The 22,444-nt window shown below is 71.4% G+C and carries 17 protein-coding genes; 13 read left to right on the top strand and 4 right to left on the bottom strand.

The window, feature by feature from the left end:
* Window positions 1-106: 106 nt before the first annotated feature.
* Window positions 107-2,344, top strand: a complete 2,238-nt coding sequence (locus ACFYY7_RS07925) for an MMPL family transporter (protein ID WP_388658473.1) — start codon at window positions 107-109, stop codon at window positions 2,342-2,344.
* The gene (locus ACFYY7_RS07920) at window positions 2,344-2,898 is read left to right on the top strand and encodes a GNAT family N-acetyltransferase (RefSeq protein ID WP_388658472.1); all 555 of its coding nucleotides are present in this window, start codon (window positions 2,344-2,346) and stop codon (window positions 2,896-2,898) included. Before ACFYY7_RS07925 ends, ACFYY7_RS07920 begins: the two co-directional genes overlap by 1 nt.
* A 19-nt stretch (window positions 2,899-2,917) precedes the next feature.
* Here ACFYY7_RS07920 and ACFYY7_RS07915 read toward each other — a convergent pair whose 3' ends face one another.
* A complete protein-coding gene (locus ACFYY7_RS07915) occupies window positions 2,918-5,401 on the bottom strand; it encodes a helix-turn-helix domain-containing protein (protein ID WP_388658470.1) in 2,484 nt (827 codons plus the stop codon).
* A 259-nt stretch (window positions 5,402-5,660) separates the two neighbouring features.
* Here ACFYY7_RS07915 and ACFYY7_RS07910 point away from each other — a divergent pair, with 259 nt between their 5' ends.
* From ACFYY7_RS07910 to ACFYY7_RS07885, 6 genes are all read left to right on the top strand, one after another.
* Window positions 5,661-5,900 (top strand): hypothetical protein, encoded by a 240-nt coding sequence (locus ACFYY7_RS07910; RefSeq protein ID WP_388658467.1) that lies wholly within the window; start codon window positions 5,661-5,663, stop codon window positions 5,898-5,900.
* A 69-nt stretch (window positions 5,901-5,969) separates the two neighbouring features.
* A complete protein-coding gene (locus ACFYY7_RS07905) occupies window positions 5,970-7,226 on the top strand; it encodes a serine hydrolase domain-containing protein (protein WP_388658465.1) in 1,257 nt (418 codons plus the stop codon).
* An 82-nt stretch (window positions 7,227-7,308) separates the two neighbouring features.
* Window positions 7,309-8,400 carry an alpha/beta hydrolase gene (locus ACFYY7_RS07900; protein ID WP_388658462.1) on the top strand — a complete coding sequence of 364 codons (1,092 nt, stop codon included), beginning with the start codon at window positions 7,309-7,311 and terminating at the stop codon, window positions 8,398-8,400.
* Window positions 8,401-8,524: 124 nt separating this feature from the next.
* Window positions 8,525-9,112, top strand: coding sequence for a hypothetical protein (locus ACFYY7_RS07895; RefSeq protein ID WP_388658460.1), 588 nt, complete (start codon window positions 8,525-8,527; stop codon window positions 9,110-9,112).
* Window positions 9,113-9,372: 260 nt separating this feature from the next.
* Window positions 9,373-9,558, top strand: coding sequence for a hypothetical protein (locus ACFYY7_RS07890; RefSeq protein ID WP_388658458.1), 186 nt, complete (start codon window positions 9,373-9,375; stop codon window positions 9,556-9,558).
* 17 nt (window positions 9,559-9,575) lie between these two features.
* A complete protein-coding gene (locus tag ACFYY7_RS07885; protein WP_388658456.1) occupies window positions 9,576-12,734 on the top strand; it encodes an AAA family ATPase in 3,159 nt (1,052 codons plus the stop codon).
* A 16-nt stretch (window positions 12,735-12,750) separates the two neighbouring features.
* Here the strand turns inward: ACFYY7_RS07885 and ACFYY7_RS07880 are convergent, their stop codons facing one another.
* The 3 genes from ACFYY7_RS07880 to ACFYY7_RS07870 form a co-directional block, all read right to left on the bottom strand.
* Window positions 12,751-13,023, bottom strand: coding sequence for a DUF6191 domain-containing protein (locus ACFYY7_RS07880; RefSeq protein ID WP_388659740.1), 273 nt, complete (start codon window positions 13,021-13,023; stop codon window positions 12,751-12,753).
* Between the two features lie 32 nt (window positions 13,024-13,055).
* Window positions 13,056-14,231: a PQQ-dependent sugar dehydrogenase gene (locus ACFYY7_RS07875; protein ID WP_388659739.1), complete on the bottom strand. Its 1,176-nt coding sequence runs from the start codon at window positions 14,229-14,231 to the stop codon at window positions 13,056-13,058.
* Window positions 14,232-14,393: 162 nt separating this feature from the next.
* Window positions 14,394-15,386: an aldo/keto reductase gene (locus tag ACFYY7_RS07870; protein ID WP_388658453.1), complete on the bottom strand. Its 993-nt coding sequence runs from the start codon at window positions 15,384-15,386 to the stop codon at window positions 14,394-14,396.
* 133 nt (window positions 15,387-15,519) lie between these two features.
* On the opposite strand from ACFYY7_RS07870, the gene ACFYY7_RS07865 reads away from it, so the two are divergent.
* The 5 genes from ACFYY7_RS07865 to ACFYY7_RS07845 form a co-directional block, all read left to right on the top strand.
* Window positions 15,520-16,488 (top strand): 2-hydroxyacid dehydrogenase, encoded by a 969-nt coding sequence (locus tag ACFYY7_RS07865; protein ID WP_388658451.1) that lies wholly within the window; start codon window positions 15,520-15,522, stop codon window positions 16,486-16,488.
* Window positions 16,489-16,763: 275 nt separating this feature from the next.
* The gene (locus tag ACFYY7_RS07860; protein ID WP_388658448.1) at window positions 16,764-19,598 is read left to right on the top strand and encodes a putative bifunctional diguanylate cyclase/phosphodiesterase; all 2,835 of its coding nucleotides are present in this window, start codon (window positions 16,764-16,766) and stop codon (window positions 19,596-19,598) included.
* A gap of 217 nt (window positions 19,599-19,815) precedes the next feature.
* Window positions 19,816-21,672 carry an acetolactate synthase large subunit gene (locus ACFYY7_RS07855; protein WP_388658445.1) on the top strand — a complete coding sequence of 619 codons (1,857 nt, stop codon included), beginning with the start codon at window positions 19,816-19,818 and terminating at the stop codon, window positions 21,670-21,672.
* Between the two features lie 22 nt (window positions 21,673-21,694).
* Window positions 21,695-22,222 carry an acetolactate synthase small subunit gene (gene ilvN, locus ACFYY7_RS07850; protein WP_266729519.1) on the top strand — a complete coding sequence of 176 codons (528 nt, stop codon included), beginning with the start codon at window positions 21,695-21,697 and terminating at the stop codon, window positions 22,220-22,222.
* 124 nt (window positions 22,223-22,346) lie between these two features.
* Window positions 22,347-22,444 (top strand): hypothetical protein (locus ACFYY7_RS07845; RefSeq protein ID WP_318273256.1); only part of this gene is annotated, 98 nt, incomplete at its 3' end.

Genomic DNA, 22,444 nt, shown 5'->3' with positions numbered 1-22,444 from the left:
GATCACTTTCGGCTGCCAGAGTGACGGTTCTCAGGTCATGCGTTCTTTGCGGCTCATGCATGTTTTGTGCTGCCGAAGAACCACGAACCAGCAGGGAGCACGTCCGTTGGCTGCCATCGCCCGCTGGTGCATCAGGCACCGTCTCGTCGCCGTCCTCATCTGGCTGCTCGCCCTCGGCGGGGCCGCCACCGCGGCGGGCTTCGCGGGCTCCGCGTACTCCAACGACTACGAGGTGCCCGGCACGGAGTCCGGCCGGGCCACCGAGCTCCTCAGGAACGGCTTCACGGACCTCGGCGGTGACACCGACACCATCGTCTGGCACACCTCCGACTCCACCGTGCGGGCCGACGACGTCCGGCAGACGATGACCCGGACCCTGCACGCGGTAGAGGAACTGCCCGGGGTCGGCGCGGTCACCGGCCCGTACGGAGGCTCCGGCACCGCGCAGATCAGCGCCGACGGACACACCGCCTACGCCACGGTCACCTTCGACCAGCAGGTCGAGGACATCCCGGTGCCGCAGGCCAGGGCCGTCGTCGACACCGCGAAGGCGGCCGCCACCGCCCACCTCCAGGTGGAGCTGGGCGGCCCCGCCGTCGCCCTCACCGAAGCGCCCTCCGTCCATCTCAGCGAGGCCATCGGGGTCGTCGTCGCGGCGGTCGTCCTCTTCCTCGCCTTCGGCTCGCTCGCCGCCAGCATGCTGCCCATCGCCACCGCACTGGTATCCGTCGGCACCGCCTACGCGGGCACCGTACTGCTGGGCCATCTGATGACCGTCGCCGACTTCGCACCCATGCTGGGCATGCTGATCGGGCTCGGCGTGGGCATCGACTACGCGCTGTTCATCGTCACCAGACACCGCAGAGGACTGCGCAGTGGCCTGTCGGTCACCGAGGCCGCGCAGACCGCCGTCGCGACGACCGGCCGCGCCGTCGTCTTCGCCGGGGCGACCGTCTGCATCGCACTGCTCGGCATGCTGATCCTGCGGCTCGGCTTCCTCAACGGTGTGGCGATCGCCGCCTCGCTCACCGTCGTGCTGACCGTGGCCGCCTCCGTCACCCTGCTCCCCGCCCTGCTGTCCTTCATCGGGATGCGGGCCCTGAGCCGGCGCGAGCGCGCACGGCTCGCCGAGCACGGCCCGCAACCCGAACTGCCCACGGGCTTCGCCGCCCGCTGGTCCGCCTTCGTCGAACGCCACCCCAAGCTGCTCGGGGCGTGCGCCGCCGTGGTGATGCTGGTCCTCGCGCTGCCCACCTTCTCCCTCCATCTGGGCACCTCCGACCAGGGCAACAACCCCGCCTCGTCGACCACCCGTCAGGCGTACGACCTGCTGGCCGACGGATTCGGCCCCGGCGTCAACGGGCCGCTGACCATCGCCGCGCAGTTGGACGGCGCGGACGACCGGCTCGCGATGGACGGGCTGCCCGCCACGCTGCGGTCCACCGAGGGCGTGGCCTCGGTCGGCCCGGTCACGTACAACAACAGCGGCGACACGGCCTTCGTCACCGTCGTACCGAAGTCGTCGCCGCAGTCCGAGGAGACCAGCGCGCTCGTCGACCGGCTGCGTACGGACGTCCTGCCGAAGGCCGAGTCGAACACCTCGCTCCAGGCCCATGTCGGGGGAGTGACCGCCAGCTACGACGACTTCGCCCGGATCATCATCGGCAAACTCCCGCTCTTCGTCGGCGTGGTCATAGGGTTCGGCTGCCTGCTCCTGCTGCTGGCCTTCCGGTCGATCGGCATTCCGCTGAAGGCCGCCGTGATGAACGTGGCCGCAGTCGCCTCCTCGTTCGGGGTCGTCGTGGCGATCTTCCAGTGGGGCTGGGGGAGCGAGCTGCTGGGGCTCGGCAGCTCGGGGCCCATCGAACCGTTCCTGCCGGTGATCATGGTGTCCGTGCTCTTCGGGCTGTCCATGGACTACCAGGTGTTCCTGGTGGGGCGGATGTACGAGGAGTGGCTGGAGACGCGGGACAACCGGCGGGCCGTCCGGGTGGGCCTCGCCGAGACCGGCCGGGTGATCAACTCCGCGGCCGTGATCATGATTTCGGTCTTCCTGGCGTTCGTCCTCAGCGGGGACCGGGTCATCGCCATGTTCGGGATCGCGCTCGCCGCCGCCGTCCTGCTGGACGCCTTCGTCCTGCGCACACTGCTGGTCCCCGCGCTGATGCACATGCTGGGCGGGGCGAACTGGTGGCTGCCGCGCCGACTGGACCGGCTGCTGCCCCGGATCAGCATCGAGCCTCCCGAGCACGGCCTCCCGCATGCGAAGATCCCGCAGGCGGCGCAACTGTCCGAGGTGGCGCAGCCCGCGCAAGCGGTGGAAGCGGTTCGAGAAGGAGCATGATGTTCGCGGTATCCCTGGGTGACGACGGAGCGGAACTGCGTCCGCTGGAGATCTGGCAGGCCCAGGAGTTCCTGGACCACATGGACCGGGCCCGCGAGCTCATCGATCCGTGGATCCCCTTCGCCTCCTTCGCCACCGATCTGGACTCGGCGCGGGAGCTGCTGCGGCGGTACGCGGAGAAGCTGGCGGCGGACACGGGGCGGATCTACGGCATCTGGCTGGAGGGCACGCTCGTCGGCGGCGTCCTGTTCCGGATCTTCGACGCGGAGTCGGGGAACTGCGAGATCGGCTGCTGGCTGGAGCCGGCGGGCCAGGGACGCGGCCTGATCACCCGGGCGTGCCGGAAGCTGATCGACTGGGCGGTGTACGAGCGCGGCATGCACCGCGTGGAGTGGGACGCCTCCGCCGCGAACACCGCCAGCATCGCCGTGGCGAAGCGGCTCGGCATGACGCGCGACGGGGTGCTGCGCGAGAACTACCTGTACCGCGGGGTGCGGCACGACTCGGAGGTCTGGTCGGTACTGGCCCCGGAGTGGCGGGCGCGGAAGGACTGAGCGCCGGCCGTGCCGGCACTCATGCCCCGGGACCGAACCGGGCCGGTGCGTACTTGCTCTGGTGCTCGCGGTACGAACGGGCGAGGTGGTGCTGGAGCCGGATGTGGCGGAACTGGTACACCGCGCCGGTCTGGCGCAGGACGCCCCGGCGGTAGGCGTCGTCCAGGAAGGCCACCGTGTCCCGGGGCAGCTTGCCGGTCAGGGGCAGCCAGACCCGCGACAGGACCAGCCACCGCCCCCAGGCGGTGAACGAGAGCGCGTACGAGCACGTGCCGCCGATGCCGCCGATGGCACCGATGACGAGCCCGCCCGTCACGTCCCAGACCAGCGGTCCGAGGATTCCGTCGAGCAGGCCGGTGATCAGGTGCCCGCCGACCGAGATGGCCAGGGTGAGCATCGGTACCAGTACGAGAACCTGCCGGAGCACCGTCGCGCGGTTCGAGGCCAGCAGGCCGGCCGGGGTGGCCGCGGAGGCGACGTCCAGCGGCGCTTCGAGCATGGCCACGATCCCGAAGACGAGCCCGGCGCCCGCGCCGAAGATCAGGCCGAGCACCAGCATATTGATGAGGGTGCCCTTGATCACCAGCTCGTTCGCGAGCGGGATCCCGTAGTACAGCCAGCGCTGGAGGGCGAGGGCGGAGGCGCATCCGACGCCCATCACGAATCCGCCCGGCAGTACGGCGCCGAACCGGGCGACGAACGTGCGCACCGGTCTGCGGCCGACGCCGGTGCCCCCGCCGGGCAGCCGCAGCCGCACATGGGCGGGTTCGAAGGCCGTGGTGCCGAACCGGACCAGGATCGCGTGGACACACCCGTAGGCGAGACCGGCGGCCGCCCCCATCGAACAGCTCGACATGAGGGCCTCGCCGACCGGGAACGGTACGTTGATCAGGTTGACGAACCACACGGCGAGCGTGACGCAGAGTGCCGAGGACACCACCACCGACAGCAGCCGCGTGGACAGCCGCAGCGAATCACCGATCCGCCACCACGCGAGGTCCTGCTGGTCGCCGTCGAGCCGGGCCAGATGGTGGGCGAGAAAGCCGAGCCAGCGCTCGGCGCGCTCCGGATCGCGCTGCCGCTCCCGGTGGCCGGAGGCGCTGCGCTCGGCGACCCGGCGCCGGTAGACCGTCGGCACGAAGCCCGCCAGCAGATGTTCTTCGAGGGAGTTCTCGTCGGGGAAACGCTCGGTGTCCAGCAGCTCCGCCGGATTCCTGTCGGGCGCCTCGCTGTACATCGTCCGCGCCAGGATGACCATGAGCGGGGTGCTCAGGACCCTGGCCAGGGGGCCGACCGCCCCGCCCTCCCGGGCGCGCAGCCGGTCCAGTACGGGGGTCCAGACCGGCGTGGTCCCGCCGTCGTCGCGGGGGACCGGCCGGGCCGTCCGGGGCAGGTAGTCGGAGAGGTCCTCGAGGGTGAGATCGGTCAGTTCGAGACCGGCGGCCCAGACCAGCGGGGCACCGGCCTCCTGGACGGCCTCGGCGAACTCGCCGCGTCGACTGGTCAGGACGAGCGGGAGCGAGGTGGCGTTGAGCACCTCCAGGGCCGTACTCCGCAGACCCTCCGCGATCTCGTCGAACCCGTCCAGGACCGGCAGTACGAGATCCGCGTCGACCAGGGCGGCCGCCAGCGTCGACCCGTCGGGGGCCCGGCGGGTGAGATGCGGGTGGTCGCGCACCAGCCGGTCGATCAGCCAGTCCCGCAGCGCGACGGCCGTGGGGTCCCAGGAGCCGATGCTGAAGACCACCGGCACCCTGTCGTGCGGCTCCCGGGCCTCCAGCTGGTCCAGGACGAACCTGATCGTCAGGACCGACTTGCCGGATCCGGCCCGGCCGAGCACCACGAGCCGCCCGGACCCGATCCGCCGGTAGACCTCGGCCACGCTGCCCAGATCGCCGCTCAGGTCCATTCGGTCCGGCGTCGCTCCCGGCGGCAGACGCTGGATGTTCTCCGAATGGTCGGTCAGTGATTCGGGGGCGTCCTGCCAGCGCACCGGAAGCGGAAAGGGGTCGTGCACCCGGCGGTGTTCCTCCTCGCGCTGCCAGCGGCGCCGGATTTCCCGGGCCAATTCGGCGGCGGCGGTGACGAGTTCGCCGTGAACGGGTGAAGCGGTGGGGCTGGGGCGGACTTTTGGTACGGGGTTGTGTCCGGGATTCTGTCCGGGGATCCGCCCTGAATTCTGTCCGGGATTCTGCACGGAATTCTGTGCAGGCAGGGATGCGGGTACGGGTGCGGAATCCGGTACGGGTACCGGCGAGGCTTCGCCGGCCGGCTCGGCCTTCGACCTCGCGAGCGTGGCGGCGAGCCGCTGACGGTCCTCGGGCCCGGCCTCCAGCGCGTCCGCCAGCAGGTTCACCGTACCCAGCCGGTGATCGCTGGATCTGCCGTTCTCCAGTCTGCGGATCGTACGCACGCTCACTCCGGACCGTGCCTCCAGCTGCTCCTGCGTCAGCCCCGACCGGTTACGCAGCCGACGCAGCAAAGTGCCGAGCTGATCCGCCACTTCGACATCCCTCCACCACCGGGCGCGGTCGCGACGACCCTACCGGTGACGACCGGTCATATATGGCCGGTCGCCTGTCCTGTTCGCGGAATGGCGTGAACAGCACGATCAGTGGTGTCCGGCCGGTGCGCCGACACGGGGCGGCGCACCTCGCCGGGCATCCGGGAAGCAGATGGCGTCCATGGGGCCGGACCGGCACCGGCATCGGACCTGATCGCCTCTCATGACTTTCTCCTGCAACGACTCATGAGGAGTTGACATGGTCTACCGATTCTGGTGCGGCGAATGCGGATTCAAGACGCCGTGGCTCGCCGAGTCCGAGGGCGCACAACGCCAACTGGAGCACTACACCAAGCAGCACCCGGGAATTCTCGCCGGTGGCCATGTGGAGACCAATCGGAGAAATCCGCAGGGCAACCGCCTCGGCGGCCTCGCCTGCCTCCAATTGGCGGGAATTCTCGTCCTTTTGCTGATCATCGCGGCCGCGTGCCGGCGCTGAGGCGCGGCCGAACCCCACCAGACAGCCGGAATGACCGACCGACCGAAAGGGACAGGAAAGAAAATGAGCATGCGCGACGATTCCGGAGCAGGCATCGAGACCGGCCCGGCGAACCGGCCCACCGACGGCGGGGCCCGACGCTCCTCGCGGGTGCGTGGGCATCGGCGCTGGCTGCTGCCGGTGGCCACCGCGGCCTGCCTGCTGATGACCGGTGCCGGCACGGCGACCGCCGCCGCCCCGGCCACCGGCTCAACGGCTGCCGAGTCCTCGACCGCCGCCCAGACCCCGGCCGACATCCTGCAGGCCGGTGCCCAGCAGGGGATCGCCGACGGATACCCGGGCGTGATCGGCATGGTGCGGAAGGGTGACACCACCCAGTACGTGCACGCGGGTGTCGGTGACCGCGCGACCAAGGTGCCCGCAGACCCGAAGGCGAAGTTCCGGATCGGCAGCAACACCAAGGCGTTCACCTCCACCGTGCTGCTCCAGCTGGAGGGCGAGAAGAAGCTCTCGCTGGACGACACCGTCGCCAAGTGGCTGCCGGGGGCGGTCGCCGCCAACGGCTACGACGGCTCGAAGATCACGATCCGTCAGCTGCTCAACCACACCTCGGGCCTGCCCGACTACTTCAAAACCATACAGATCAACGGGCCGTACTTCCTCAACACCAACCCGAGGGAGGTCTTCCCGCCGCAGAACCTGGTCAACGTCGCCCTCGCCATGCGCGCGCCGACGACCGAGCCGGGCGAGAAGTTCGACTACTCCAACACCAACTACGTGCTCGCGGGCATGGTGATCAAGGCCGTCACCGGCGAGGACGCGGCCACGCAGATCCAGCGGCGCATCATCGAACCGCTCGGCCTGCGCGACACCAGCTTCCCCACATCCGACCCCGCGCTCTACGGCAACCACCTCCACGGCTACGCGATCCGGACGATCTTCATCAGCGACGCGACGGCCTCCAACGTGCAGGTCTTCGGGAGCGCCGGGGCCATGGTGTCGACCATGGACGACCTGGCCACGTTCTCCCGGGCGCTGATGACCGGAAAACTCCTTGAGCCCGCGCAGATGGCCGAGCTCAAGACCACCGTTCCCGTGACCGCCGATGTCGGCTACGGGCTGGGCATCGAGCGCATGCAGCTGTCCTGCGGGAAGTCGGCCTGGGGACACAACGGCGCGGTGCTCGGCTACTTCAGCGAGTGGCTGAGCAGCGAGGACGGCACCGAGCAGGTGGCGCACGCGAACAACGAGTTCCATCTTCTCGGCGGTACGCCGGGACAGGCCCATACGGGCAAGGCCATGACCGACGCGTTCTGCGCGCTCTGAGAACCACGACCGGAAGGTCCCGGCCCCCAGGCCGGGACCTTCCCCCACGGCGAGAGCCGCCCGCTCTCGGAGAGGACACCCGATGAGAACACCACGGACCACCTGGCGGACCCGGGCGCGAACGGCCGTGGCCGCCGCCGCGCTGACCATGACCGCGACCCTCACCGCCCCGCTCGCCCACGCCGACGGCGCCGCCCCGCCGGTGCTGACCGACGGGTTCGGCCTGACCCAGGTCGCCGGGGGCACCGAGGTGCACTCGGCCACCGACTTCACCATCACCGTGACCACCCCGCAGGTGGCCGGGAAGCACAAGATCCGCATCTTCCTGCCCAGCGGCTATCGGGCCGACCCGGACAAGCGCTGGCCGGTGGCGTACTTCCTGCACGGCGGGCCCGGAAGCCCGGACGACGCCGCGGCCGTCCCGGCGCTGCGCTCGGACTCGATGATCACCGTCGTGCCGGACGGCGGACGCAAGGGCTGGTACGCCGACTGGCTCATGCAGAACACCGCCGAGGGCGCGGCGAACTGGGAGACCTTCCACCTGAAGCAGGTCGTCCCCTTCATCGACGCCAACCTGCGCACCATCGCCGACAGGGGACATCGGGCCGTCGTCGGCCTCTCGATGGGCGGGTTCGGCGCCATGCACTACGGCGAGGCCCGGCCCGACCTCTTCGGTCACGTCGCCTCCCTGTCCGGCGGCATCGACTTCGGCATGGCGGAGGTCCGCGCGGCGGTCCTGGCCACGGAACTCAACATCACGGGCGCCTGGTGCGCCGTGAGCACCTCCACCCCGTCCGGGACCGGCCAGTGCACCGGCTACGGGCCCATGGTCGACAGCGACGCGATCTTCGGCTCCCCTTACCCGGTCCTGAACGCGGACCGGATCTGGAAGGCGGTCGACCCCGCCGCCCCGGTCAACCTGGCCAAGCTCGCCGACACCGACGTCACGCTCTACACCGGTGACAACGACGTGATCGACCACTTCACCGCGATCGCCGCCAGGAACGTCAAGTCCCGCATGGACACGCTCGGTCTGCCCAGCCGCCTGGTCGACTACGGCAACGGGTCGGCGCTCGCTCCCACCTGCGACGGCGGCCACAACTACGGCTGCTGGGCGGCCGCGTTCGCCGACTACGTACCCCGCCTCCAGGACTCCTTCGACGCGGCGGGCTGATCTGGACGGCGACGGCCCCGGCAACGGCCCCGGCGGGCGAGCGCCCGCCGGGGCCCTCCCGTGGCGGCGGCGCTTCGGGCGGACGTTAAGGGGGTTCTCATACGGGCCGCCTAGCGTGCGCGACATGAACCCCAGGACCACCACGAGCCCCACTGTTCCCGCCGATCCTGAAGCAACCGCAGCAGCAGAAGCATCCGACGCCGAGGAGATCCCGACCGAGAAGGCCGCGTCCGAGGACGCCTCGGACGACCTGGACCCGGACGACCTGGACCTCGACGAGCTCGACGACGACTCCGGCAAGGAGCCCTCCGGCCTCGGCTCGGCCGCCGCCTCCGTGGTCGCGGCCGGTCTCGGTGTCGTCGCACTCACCGGGTCCTGGACCGGCAAGGTCGCTGCCGAGCGCGAGACCCTGATCGGCCAGATCAAGTCCGCCAACGGTGGCACCGCCGCCCAGCAGATCTCCGAGATCTACGGCGACGCCTGGCACACCACCGCCCTGGTCAACGGGCTCTTCGCCCTGCTCGCCCTGCTGGTCGGAGTCTTCGCCCTGGTCCGCCCGGCCTTCGGCGCACCCTCCGCGCACCCGCAGCCCGGCTGGGTCCGCGCCGTGGCGACCGCCGGCATCGTGCTCGGTGCCCTCGGCCTGCTGCTCTCCGCCGCCATGTACTTCGACCTCATCGTGGCGCTGCCGACCGCGACCGCCGCCCAGTGACCACGACGGCCGCCGGACACGGGCGCGCAGGGAGCGGGTGACCTCCACGGACCCGGCCCGACGGCCACCTCGTAGGGCATCCGCCCGAGGGACCCCGGCCCGCATACGGCGGCGCCCGCACCCGGACAGGGCACGGCGCCCCGCGAAGATGCGGATCCTGCCCGATGCGGCGACACCCTCTGGGAGACGACAGTCGGGGGACGGCAGAGAACCACTGCCGCCCCCGGCCCGGACGGGCCGTCGTCCTCAGGGAGAAGCACATGGAAACGTACCGGCTCCACGAGCTGCGCGCCGCCGAACTGCGCCACCGGGCCGAGCGGGACCGGCTCGTCCGGGAGGCCGTTCGCGCCCGCCGGGACGCCCGCAGGGCCGCCCGGCACTCCGGGCGCGGGGAGGCCGGGAGGCCGGTGAGTACCGACCGGAATCGACTCGTCCACGCCACGTGAGGCCGGACCCGTGTGCGATGCTCGGCGGCGTGGAGACCAGGTCCGTCAGTCCCGTGTTCGTCGGCCGTGAGGGCGAGTTCGCCTCACTCGTCGACGCGCTCGCCCGCGCGCAGGGCGCCGGGGGCCCGGACGGGGCCGGCGGTCCGGGCGGACCGCAGGCGCTGCTCATCGGCGGCGAGGCGGGGGTCGGCAAGACCCGGCTGGTCGAGGAGTTCCTCGCGGCGGCGGTGCGCCGTGACGCGGTCGTCGCCGTCGGCGGCTGCGTCGAGATCGGTGCCGACGGCCTGCCCTACGCCCCGTTCTCCACCGCGCTGAGGGCCCTGCGCCGCACCCTGCCCGCCGAGGTCGCCGCCGCCTGCGCCGGGCAGGAGGGCGAACTGGCCCGGCTGCTGCCCGAACTCGGCGAGGCCGACCGGGACGCCACCGACGAACACAGCACCGCCCGCCTCTTCGAGCTCACCGCCCGGCTCCTGGAACGCATCTCCGCCGAACGAGCCGTCGTCCTCGTACTCGAAGACCTGCACTGGGCCGACGCCTCCACCCGCCACCTCCTCGCCTACCTCTTCCGCACCGTGCGCAACGGCCGCCTCGTCGTGATCGGCACCTACCGCTCCGACGACATCCACCGCCGCCACCCGCTGCGCCCCCTCCTCGCCGAACTGGACCGGCTGCGCACCGTCCGCCGGATCGAACTCGCCCGCTTCAACCGCGCCGAGGTGCGCCGCCAGCTCACCGGCATCCTCGCCGCCACCCCCGAGGACGCCCTCGTCGACGAGATCTTCGAACGCTCCGACGGCAACGCCTTCTTCGTCGAGGAACTCGCCCGCAGCCTGGAGAGCGGTGACCACTCCCGGCTCTCCGACTCACTGCGCGACCTCCTGCTCGTACGCGTCGAAGCGCTCCCGGAGAACGCCCGGAACATCGCCCGGATCGTCGCCGAGGGCGGTTCAGCCGTCGAGTACGAGCTGCTGGCCGCGGTCGCCCGGCTCACCGAGGACGACCTCATCGAGGCACTGCGGGCGGCCGTCGGCGCCAACCTGCTGCTCACCACCCCGGAGGGCAACGGCTACCGCTTCCGGCACTCCCTGGTCCGTGAGGCCGTCAGCGACGACCTGCTCCCCGGCGAGCGCTCCCGGCTCAACCGGCGCTACGCCGAGGCCCTGGAGGCCGACCCGGCCCTCGTCCGCGCCGGGGAGCACGCCACCCGGCTCGCCAGCTACTGGTACGGCGCACACGAAACCGCCAAGGCCCTGCCCGCCGTGCTGAAGGCCTCGGTCGAAGCCCGTCGCCGCTACGCGTTCGCCGAACAACTCCGGCTGCTGGAACGGGCGATGGAGCTGTGGGACGACGCCCCCGAAGAGGTACGCGACACCCTGCGCCCCATCGACTACGCCGAGAGCCACCCCATCTGCAGCAGCGACCCCGACGCCACCCCGCTGTGCTATCTCGACCTCATGGCCGAGGCCACCGTCGCCGCCCGGTTCGGCGGGGAACGCGAACGTGCCCTGGCCATCGCCAAGAAGGCCATGCGCGTCCTGGAGGGCGAGCACGACCCGCTGCGCGCCGCCTGGTTCTGGGTCCAGCGCTCCCGGCTCATGCAGGACCTCACCCGGGGCGACGGATGGCAGGAACTGGCCAACGCCCAGGAACTCGTCCGCGGACTGCCCCCGTCCGTCGTCCACGCCGACGTCCTGACGAGCGTGGCGGGATGGGGCGCCCTGCACCGCCCCGGCGCCGAGACGCTGCTCGCCGTCGACCGGGCCGTGGAGTACGCCCGGCTCGTCGACGACGAGTACACCGAGCTGCACGCCCGGCTCACCCGCGGCGGGCTCACCGCCGAGGCGGGCGGCGTCGACGAGGGCATCGCCGAGATGTACGCCGTCCGCGACCGCGCCGACGAACTCCACCTGGTCGGCATCATGAGCCGGGCCGCCATCGACCTCCCCTCCACCCTCGAATCCATGGGCCGCTCCCTGGAGGCCGTGACCGCCGCGGACCACGGCATCGCGATCAGCCGCAGCCACGGCATCGCCGACATGGAGGCGTGGGTCCGCTGCAACCGGGCGGCCTCGCTGTTCTCCCTGGGGCACTGGGACGAGAGCCGGACCACCACCGACGCCGCGGCACGTGCCGCCCGGTCCAGCAAGGCGCAGGGGCTGGTGGCCTCGTGCCGAACCGAACTCGCCCTGGCCCGGGGCGACCTGGCCGAGGCCGAGGAGCAACTGGCCCTGACCCGACGCTGTTTCGGCTCCCGCGACCCGCAGCCGCAGCACCTCATCGCCCCCGCGCGCCACGCCATGGCCCTCGCCGCGCAACAGGGCCGACTGGCCGACGCGCGGGCCGAGTTCGAGGCCCGTTCGGAGCAGGGATTCCCGCCCGGCACCCAGCGGTACGCCCTGCCGCTGCTCCACGTCGCCGCCGCGGCCGAGGCCGACGCCAGGGGCCTGCCCGCCGCCGACCCCGGCCGGCCGGCGATCCTGGCCGCCATCCGTGCCCACCTGAAGCAGCTGCCGATGCTCGTCCCCGTCTGGGCCGCCCACGGCCTCCTCGTCGACGCCGAGCTGGCCAGGGCCGAGGGGACCGACACCCCCGGCCACTGGTCCCGCGCGGCCGCCGCCTTCGCGCCGCTGCACCGCCCGTACGAGCTGGCCCGGATCCAGCACCGCTGGGCCGAGGCCCTCCTGATCGCGGCCGGCGACCGGTCCACCGTCACCACCCTGCTGCGCGAGGCCCACCGCACCGCCGTGCGGCTCGGCGCCCGCCCGCTCACCGCGACCATCGAGCTGCTGGCCGGCCGCGCCCGTATCGCCCTCACCGCCCCGGACCACGGCACCGCACCCGAGATCCCGGCCGCTGTCACCGTCCCCGGCACCGTTGCCGGCCCGGACGGCACCGGCGACGACGCGGTGGATCCGGAGCGCGCCGAGGACCGCCTGCGCGAGGCGGCCGCCGCCGCGGTGGAGTCCTTCGGGCTGACAAGACGCGAACAGGACGTGCACCGGCTGGTCGCCGAGGGCCACACGAACCGCAGGATCGCCGAGCAGCTCTACATATCGCCCAAGACCGCGAGCGTGCATGTCTCCAGCATTCTCGCCAAGCTCGGCGTCTCCAGCCGAGGCGAGGCGGCCGCACTCGCCCACCGGCTCCGCCTGTACCCGGCCCGGAGCGACACCTGACGGGCCCCGCTCATGACTACGTGTCCGAGCCGTCCGTGTCCGGGCCGTCCGCGTCCGCGCCTGTACCCGCGTCCGCGCCTGCACCCGCGTCCGCGCCCGTACCCGAATCCGCGCCCGTACCCGCATCCGCACCGGGCGCCCTGACGACGACCTTCCCGGAGGCCAGGTCTATCGGACCGCGCCCCGGGTCGCCGACGCCGAGATCCACCCGGGTCAGCTCCAGCCGCTTCTGCTCGTCGGAGGTGTGCTTGCGGCCGGGCGCGAAAAGTTCCTCGAAGAAGTTGAACACCGGCCGCACGCCCTTTCACCTGCTGTAGCCGCTTACCGCACCGTCAGCACCAGGATCCTGTCGTCTCCCGGCTTCGGGGTGCCACGGGTGTCCGTATTGCTCGTGACGAGCCAGAGCTTGTCGCCGCCCGCGGCGAGCACGGTACGCAGACGGCCGTACTTACCCTCCAGGAACGACTGCGGGGCCGCCAGAGGTTTCTTTCCATCGCTGCCGGACAGCGGGATCCGCCAGAGCCGCTTGCCGCGCAGGCCGGCCATCCAGATCGAACCGTTGACGAAGGCGATCCCGCTCGGGGAGGCCTCGGACGTCTTCCACTGTGCCACGGGGTCGATGAAACCCCTCTTTCCCGCCTTGCCCTCGGCCTCCGGCCAGCCGTAGTTCCCACCCGGCTCGATCCGGTTCAGCTCGTCCCAGGTGTCCTGGCCGAATTCGGACGCCCACAGCTGTCCCTGCCCGTCCCAGGCCAGCCCCTGCACATTGCGGTGCCCGTACGAATACACCACGGAGTCGGCCTCCGGGTTGCCGTGCAGCGGTTGCCCGTCCGGGGTCATCCGCAGGATCTTGCCGGCCAGCGACTTCTTGTCCTGCGCGAGGCCGTCGTCGCCCGTCTCCCCGGTGCCCGCGTACAGCATGTGGTCCGGGCCGAAGGCGATCCGCCCGCCGTTGTGGATCGCCCCCTTGGGGATGCCGCGCAGGATCGTGTCCGGCGCACCCAGCAGCCGGCCGGGCGTCGTGCCCTTCTCGTCGTACTGCATGCGGGCGATGCGGTTGTCGGACTCGGTCGTGAAATACGCGTACACCATGTGGTCCGAGCCGTACGTGGGGGAGACCGCGATCCCCAGCAGCCCGCCCTCACCGCCGGGCGACACCCCGGGCACCTCGCCCAGCAGGGTCTTCTCGCCGGTCTTCGCGTCGATCCGGGTGATCGTGCCCTTGTCGCGGGAGGAGACCAGCAGATCGCCGCCGGGCAGCTCGGCCAGTCCCCAGGGCGACTCCAGGCCCCCGGTGAGCGTCGACACCACCTTCACCGAGCCCTTGACGGGCGGCAGGGACGGCGAGGCGGACGGCTTCGGGGCCGACGGCTTCGGGGCGGCGGAGGAGGAACGGGCGACCGGTGGCGTCCCGTCGACGCCCGCCATGCTGCCGGAGCCGCCGCCCGAGGAGCACCCCGCGCTCAGCGCCAGCGAGCCGGCCGCCAGCACGGCCACCGTCCCGCGGCGCAGGCCCCGCCCCCGCGGCCCGGCGGGCCCTCGTACAGATCCGAACAGAACACCGCGCACAGCACCGATCCCTTCGACGGCCACCTGACTACTGTTCTTACACCGCGGCCCCGCCCCGGGGTTCCCGAAGCCCCCGAGTGCCGGTCGTTCTCAGTCCCACGACCCCTGAGCACCGGGCAGGGCGGCGATCTCCGCCAGGTCCCGCGCGGTCAGGGTCAGTCCGGCGGCCCCCGCGTTCTCCACCGCCCACCGCTCCCGCTTGGTCCCCGGCACCGGCACCACATGCGGCCCCTGCCGCAGCACCCAGGCCAGCGCCACCTGCGCGACACTCGCCCCGTGCCGCTCGGCGATCCGCCGCAGCCCGGCGACCACCGGCTGGTTCGCCGCCATCATCTCCGCCGTGAACCGGGGATGCCGGGCGCGCAGATCGTCCGGCTCGAAACCCTGCCCGGGTGTCAGCGTGCCGGTCAGATAACCGTTCCCCAGCGGCATCGCCGCCAGCAGCCCCACACCCCGCGCCGAACACCACGGGAGCAGCGACTCCAGCGCCTGAGGCGACCAGACCGAGAGCTCTGCCTGCACCGCGCTCACCGGGAAGACCTGCTGCACCCGGTCCAGCTGACGGATCGTTTCGTCGTACATCCGCGACCCCGATCGGCGTGAGGCCCGGGCCCCGACCGCGCAGAGGCCGAGCGCCCGCACCTTCCCGGCGGTCACCAGCTCCGCCATCGCACCCCAGGTCTCCTCGACGGGCACCTCGGGGTCGGCCCGGTGCAGCTGGTACAGATCGATCACATCGGTCTGGAGCCGGCGCAGCGAGGCGTCGCAGGCCCGCCGCACATAACCGGGACGGCCGTTGGCCACGATGTGCTGGTCGCCCACCAGCAGCCCGCACTTGGTGGAGACGAACGCGTCCGACCTGCGGCCCTTCAGCGCCCGCCCCACCAGCAGCTCATTGGTGAACGGGCCGTACATGTCGGCCGTGTCGAGCAGTTGGACACCCGCGTCGAGCGCGGCGTGCACCGTGCGCAACGCACGGTCACCGCGCTGCTGCGAGGCGCTGTACGCCCAGCTCATCGGCATGCAGCCGAGACCGACCGCCCCCACGGCGAGCGCCGCCGCACCGAGACTCCTGCGCTCCAACTCCCCGATCCTCCCCAGGCCCCGCCGTCGAACCGGGCCCACGCCCCGCCGTCCACGGGACCGCACCGCACCCCAAAGTAACCTCTGCCGCCCGCCGCCCCTCGCACGGCCTCCGCCAATTAGCCTCCTGACCATGACTTCCACGAATGCTCCCGACGTGACGAAGACGCCCGACGTATGGATGCCGTTCCCGGCCGACGAGATCGAAGGGCTCCCCGAGGGGCTCAACTACCGCTTCTGGGACGGCGGGCCGGACTACCCCGCCGACCCCGCCGACTGCGCCTTCTACGTGGTGCCGTACATGAAGGGCTCCGAGGTCGCGGTCCGGCCGCTCGGCGGCATGGCGGGCGTCCGGGTCGTGCAGACGCTCTCCGCGGGCATCGACCACGTCGAGCCGGGGCTCGGCCTGCTGCCGACGGGGGCGATGCTGTGCAACGCCAAGGGGGTCCACGAGGCGTCCACCGCGGAGCTCACCCTCGCCCTGATCCTCTCCTCCCTGCGCGGTGTTCCCGGATTCGTCCACGGCCAGGACAAGGAGGAGTGGCGGTCCGGCTTCTACCCCGCGCTCGCCGACAAGTCCGTGCTGATCGTGGGGTACGGATCGATCGGCGCCGCCATCGAGGACCGGCTCGCACCCTTCGAGTGTGCGCGGGTGACGCGCGTCGCGCGCTCCGCGCGGACAACCGCACGCGGCCCCGTACACGCGCTCGACGACCTGCCCGCGCTGCTGCCCGAGGCCGATGTCGTCGTGCTGTCCACCCCGCTGAACCCTTCCACACAGGGGCTGGTCGGCGCGGAGTTCCTCGCCGCGATGCGGGACGGGGCGCTGCTCGTGAACGTCGCCCGGGGCGGCGTCGTCGACACCGATTCGCTGCTGGCCGAACTCCAGTCCGGCCGGCTGCGTGCCGCCCTCGACGTGACCGACCCGGAACCGCTGCCCGCCGGCCACCCTCTCTGGCATGCTCCGAACGTTCTGATCACCCCTCACGTGGGCGGCAGCACTTCGGCCTTCCTGCCGCGCGCCAAGCGCCTGCTGGCCGGGCAGCTGAATCGGTTCGCCGCGGGCGAGCCGGTGGAGAACGTGGTACGCACCATCGGCTGACCACGCTGCGGAGGCTTCCCGTCGCACACCGTTCCGGACGAACCCCCGGTCGTCACGGAGAGTAGAGGGACTATGTCCCTGCGTGACGAGTCTGGTGTATCGTCCCGAAAGGGGCGCTGCGCCGTGGAAGGGACGGCGCCGGGGAGGACGCGACACGCGAGGGGGCGACGGGCGATGTACGGCCGATGGGTGCATGATCCGACACCGCCGGACAGCCGACGGGGACCGGCGGGACGCCGGGTGCGCGCGCACCCGACGACACCGGGGGCGCCCCGGTGAGCGCGCCGGCCGACGCCCTCGGGGCGCTCCTGACCCGGAGGCCGGCCGTGGGCAGCGCATCCGCGCTGGTCTGGCAGATCCTCCTCGGCGCCGTCTGGGCCGGATACGCCGTGGGAGCGGCCCTCGGCTGGGGCTCGCGGCAACTGGCGCTCATCATGGGGGATTTCGGGCTCAGTGCGGCGGCGCTGATCGCCGCCGTCTCCTGCTTCCGCTACGCGCGGGCCGGCGCCAGCCGGTTCCGGCCCGCCTGGCTGCTGTTCGCGCTCTCCTCGTTCATGGCCTCCGCGGGCAACGCGGTCTGGGGCTGGTACGAGGTGGTGCTCGGGCTCCAGGTGCCCACGCCCTCCCTGGCCGACGTCTTCTTCCTCTGCTTCGCGCCGCCCGCCATCGTCGGGCTGCTGGTCCTCGCGAAGCGCCCCGTCACCAGGGCCGGCTGGGTCTGTCTCGCGCTGGACGCCTGGCTGATCGGCGGATCGCTGCTCACGCTCTCCTGGAGCCTCGCCCTCGCCCACACCGCGCATCTGGTGGACGCCGAGGGTGCGAGCGTGGCACGGGCGGCGCTGGCGCTGGCCTATCCGCTGCTCGACATCGTGCTGGTCTCCATGGTGCTGGCGCTGCACTTCCGGCGCTCCAACGTCAACCGCTCCGCGGTGAACACCGCCGTCGCCGCACTCGCCCTGACGGTCCTGTCCGACGCCCTGTTCACCTCGCCGCTGCTGCGCCAGACCTACCACTCCGGCCAGATGCTGGACGCGGGCTGGTTCGCCGGCTCCCTGCTCCTCGCGTACGCGCCCTGGGGCGCCAACAAGGCCGCGGACAACGCCCTCCCGCCCCGGAGCGCGCAGCCCACCAGCCGCCCCATCGCGGGGTCGCTGGCCGCGCTGACGCCCTATCTCGCCGCCGCCGTCTGCACCCTCGGCATCCTGTACAGCGCCGTCGAGGGCCGCCGGGTGGATCGCGTGGTGATCCTCACCGGCTGCACGGTGGTCCTCGCCCTGGTCGTACGGCAGGGCATCATGCTCGTCGACAACATCGCACTCACCCAGGAACTGGCGCAGAAGGAGAACCACTTCCGCTCCCTGGTGCAGGGCTCCAGTGACGTCATCATGATCGTCGCGCCGAACGGAGTGCTGCGCTACGTCAGCCCCGCCGCCGCCGGGGTGTACGGGCGCGAGGCCGACGAGCTGGTCGGCGCCGAGCTGTCCTCGATCATCCACCCCGACGACCTGGGGCGGGTGGTCCACGAGGTGCGCCGGTTCCTCGCCGCCCCGCCGTACGAGGAACCCACCACCCGGATCGAGTGCCGCTTCAGATCCGGCACGGGGGACTGGCTCAACGTCGAATCCACGGCCAACCGCCACCAGGGCGGGCTGATCCTCAACAGCCGCGACGTGACCGAACGGGTCCGGCTCCAGGCCCAGTTGCAGCACAACGCCGAGCACGACCCGCTCACCGACCTGCCCAACCGGGCCCTGTTCACCAAACGGGTCCGCCAGGCCCTCGGCGGCCGTCGCTCCGGCGACTCCGGCACCGCAGTCCTCTTCATCGACCTCGACGGCTTCAAGGCGGTCAACGACCGCCTCGGCCACCAGGCGGGCGACGAGCTCCTCATCCAGGCCGCCCGCCGCCTCCACGAGTCCGTCCGGGCCGGTGACACCGCCGCCCGCCTCGGCGGCGACGAATTCGCGACGATCATCCTCGGCGACGGCACCCGCGACCAGCCCGCCCGGGAGTGCCAGGTCCACGAGATCGCCGACCGGCTGCGCCTCACCCTTTCCCAGCCGTACCGCATCGGTGCCGGCGAGGTCCGGGTTGCCGCGTCCATCGGGGTCGCCTTCGCCGAGCCCGGCATCACCCCCAGCGATCTCATGCGCAACGCCGACCTCGCCATGTACCGCGCCAAGGCGGGCGGCAAGGACCGGGTCGAGCTGTACGCCCCGCAGATGCAGGCCGACGTGGTGCGCCGCTCCGAGCTGGCGGCCCGGCTGCGCACCGCCCTGCGCGAAGGTGAGTTCGCCCTGCTCCACCAGCCCGTCGTGCACCTCGCCACCGGCCGGGTCGCCGCCGTCGCCGCCCAGGCCCGCTGGCGCTCCGCCCAGGGCATCCTGTTCACCCCGGCCGAGTTCCTCCGCGTCACCGAGGACGGCGAGCGCACCGCCGAGCTCGGCCGCTGGCTCCTCGAAGAGGCCGTCGAGCAGGCCGCCGAGCGGGCCAGGGCCGGACACCCGGTCTCCGTCGCCGTGCGGCTCTCCGCCCGACGCCTCCTCGACAAGGGCACACCGTTCGGCTCCGTCGAGGCGCTGCTGACCCGGCACGGCCTGCCCTCCGGCGCCCTGATGATCGAGGTCGCCGACAGCGACCCCCGGATCTCCTTCGACGACCTGGAGCAGCGTCTCGTGGCCCTGCGCCGCAGCGGTGTCCGCATCGCGCTCGACGGCTTCGGCAGCGGCTACGCCGCGATCAACGCCCTGCGCCGCCTCCCCATCGACGTACTGAAACTGGACCGCGGCCTCGTCGAGGGAGTGGTGGAGTCCGCCCGGCTCCACAAGATCACCAGCGGCCTGCTGCGCATCGCCTGCGACCTCGGCATGCAGTCCGTGGCCGACGGGGTCGACGTGCCGGAGCAGGTCCTCGCGCTGCGCGCCATGGGCTGTACGCACGGCCAGGGAATGGCCTTCTCCGGGCCGCTCGACGAGTACCGGCTGCGCCGCGCCCTGGCCCGCGGCGAGTTCCCGGTGCCCGGCAGCACCATGGCCCAGCCGGTCCTGACCGGTGGCTCGATCCCGCTCCTCAGCGGCTCACATTCTGAGACGCCCATCCCACCCACTTGACACGTCGAGTGCGTCGGAGAGAGGGTCATTGCCATGCGCACCCGAATTCTCGTACTTGGAAAGCGCGTCGGCTGAAGCAGAGCCCACTCATGGCACTCTGCAGACCGCACCGACGCGCTCCCCTCGCTTGCCTCACGGCACGAGGGGTTTTTTGTTGCACCGGCACGACGCAAATTGTTGCAAAACACCCGCAGAAACCCTCAGCTTCGAGAAGAGAATGCCGATGACCGAGCAGGCCACCGGGGCCCACCATCCCCAGCCGCGGGCCCGTAACGGCGGATCGTCCTCCGCCACCGTTGAGCACGTCACGGGCGCGCAGTCCCTCATCCGCTCCCTCGAGGAGGTGGGGGCCGACACGGTATTCGGCATTCCCGGCGGCGCCATCCTTCCGGCGTACGACCCGATGATGGACTCCACCCGGGTCCGTCACGTCCTGGTCCGCCACGAGCAGGGCGCCGGACACGCGGCCACCGGCTACGCGCAGGCCACCGGCAAGGTCGGCGTCTGCATGGCGACCTCCGGCCCCGGCGCCACCAACCTGGTCACCCCGATCGCCGACGCCCACATGGACTCCGTCCCGCTGGTCGCGATCACCGGCCAGGTGGCCTCCAAGGCGATCGGGACCGACGCCTTCCAGGAAGCCGACATCTGCGGCATCACCATGCCGGTCACCAAGCACAACTTCCTGGTCACCAGGGCCGAGGACATCCCGCACACGATCGCCGAGGCCTTCCACATCGCCTCCACCGGCCGTCCGGGCCCCGTCCTCGTCGACATCGCCAAGGACGCGCTGCAGGCGCAGACCACGTTCAGCTGGCCGCCGACCCAGGACCTGCCCGGCTACCGCCCGGTCACCAAGCCGCACGCCAAGCAGATCCGCGAAGCCGCCAAGCTGATCACCCAGGCCGGCCGGCCGGTGCTGTACGTCGGCGGCGGCGTCATCAAGGCGGGGGCCACCGCCGAACTGAAGGTCCTCGCAGAGCTCACCGGAGCGCCCGTCACCACCACACTGATGGCGCTCGGCGCATTCCCCGACAGCCACCCGCTGCACGTCGGAATGCCGGGCATGCACGGTGCGGTCACCGCCGTCACCGCGCTGCAGAAGGCCGACCTGATCGTCGCCCTCGGAGCCCGCTTCGACGACCGCGTCACCGGCAAGCTGGACAGCTTCGCCCCGTACGCCAAGATCGTCCACGCCGACATCGACCCCGCGGAGATCGGCAAGAACCGGGTCGCCGACGTCCCGATCGTCGGGGACGCCCGCGAGGTCCTGGCCGACCTGGTCCAGGCCGTCCAGGCCGAGCACACCGAGGGCCATGTCGGTGACTACGCCGCCTGGTGGAAGGACCTCAACCGCTGGCGCGACACCTACCCGCTCGGCTACGACCTGCCCGAGGACGGCAGCCTCTCGCCGCAGCAGGTCATCCAGCGCATCGGACAGCTCGCCCCCGAGGGCACGATCTTCGCGGCGGGCGTCGGCCAGCACCAGATGTGGGCCTCGCACTTCATCCAGTACGAGCAGCCCGCCACCTGGCTGAACTCCGGCGGCGCCGGAACGATGGGGTACGCGGTCCCGGCCGCGATGGGCGCCAAGGCCGGCATGCCCGACCGCACCGTCTGGGCGATCGACGGCGACGGCTGCTTCCAGATGACCAACCAGGAACTCACCACCTGCGCGCTCAACAACATCCCGATCAAGGTCGCGATCATCAACAACGGCGCGCTCGGGATGGTCCGCCAGTGGCAGACCCTGTTCTACAACCAGCGGTACTCCAACACCGTGCTGCACTCCGGCGCGGACACCGAGGGAGTCCCGGCGAAGGGCACCCGCGTCCCGGACTTCGTCAAGCTGTCCGAGGCCATGGGCTGCTATGCGATCCGCTGCGAGGACCCGGCCGACCTGGACAAGGTCATCGAAGAGGCCAACTCCATCAACGACCGCCCCGTCGTGATCGACTTCATCGTCCACGAGGACGCCATGGTGTGGCCGATGGTCGCCGCCGGCACCTCCAACGACGAGGTCATGGCCGCCCGCGGGGTCCGTCCCGACTTCGGCGACAACGAAGACGACTGAGAGACAGAGAGAGACCGACTCCATGTCCACCAAGCACACGCTCTCCGTCCTGGTCGAGAACAAGCCCGGTGTCCTCGCCCGGATCACCGCCCTGTTCTCCCGCCGCGGCTTCAACATCGACTCGCTCGCGGTCGGCACCACCGAACACCCCGACATCTCCCGCATCACCATCGTCGTGAGTGTCGAGGACCTGCCCCTGGAGCAGGTGACCAAGCAGCTCAACAAGCTGGTCAACGTCCTGAAGATCGTCGAACTCGAGCCGGCCGCTGCGATCCAGCGCGAGCTCGTCCTGGTGAAGGTCCGCGCCGACAACGAGACCCGCTCCCAGATCGTCGAGATCGTCAAGCTGTTCCGCGCCAAGACCGTTGACGTCTCCCCGGAGGCCGTCACGATCGAGGCGACCGGCGGCGCCGACAAGCTGGAGGCCATGCTCAAGATGCTGGAGCAGTACGGCATCAAGGAGCTGGTCCAGTCCGGCACCATCGCCATAGGGCGCGGCGCGCGCTCGATCACCGACCGTTCGCTGCGCGCCCTCGACCGTACGGCGTAGCGCCTGTCCGCCGGACAGGCCCTGAACCCGCCGCCTCGCCGCTCGTATGGCGAGACCCGAAAACGTATTAGACGCACCCCGCCGTACGGTGGGACGCAACACCTGCACACCAAGGAGAAACCCAGTGGCCGAGCTGTTCTACGACGACGATGCCGACCTGTCCATCATCCAGGGCCGTAAGGTCGCGGTCATCGGCTACGGCAGCCAGGGCCACGCCCACGC

The sequence above is a fragment of the Streptomyces sp. NPDC001933 genome (assembly GCF_042890955.1).
Lineage (GTDB): Bacteria > Actinomycetota > Actinomycetes > Streptomycetales > Streptomycetaceae > Streptomyces.
This window is presented reverse-complemented; position numbering and strand designations above follow the sequence as displayed.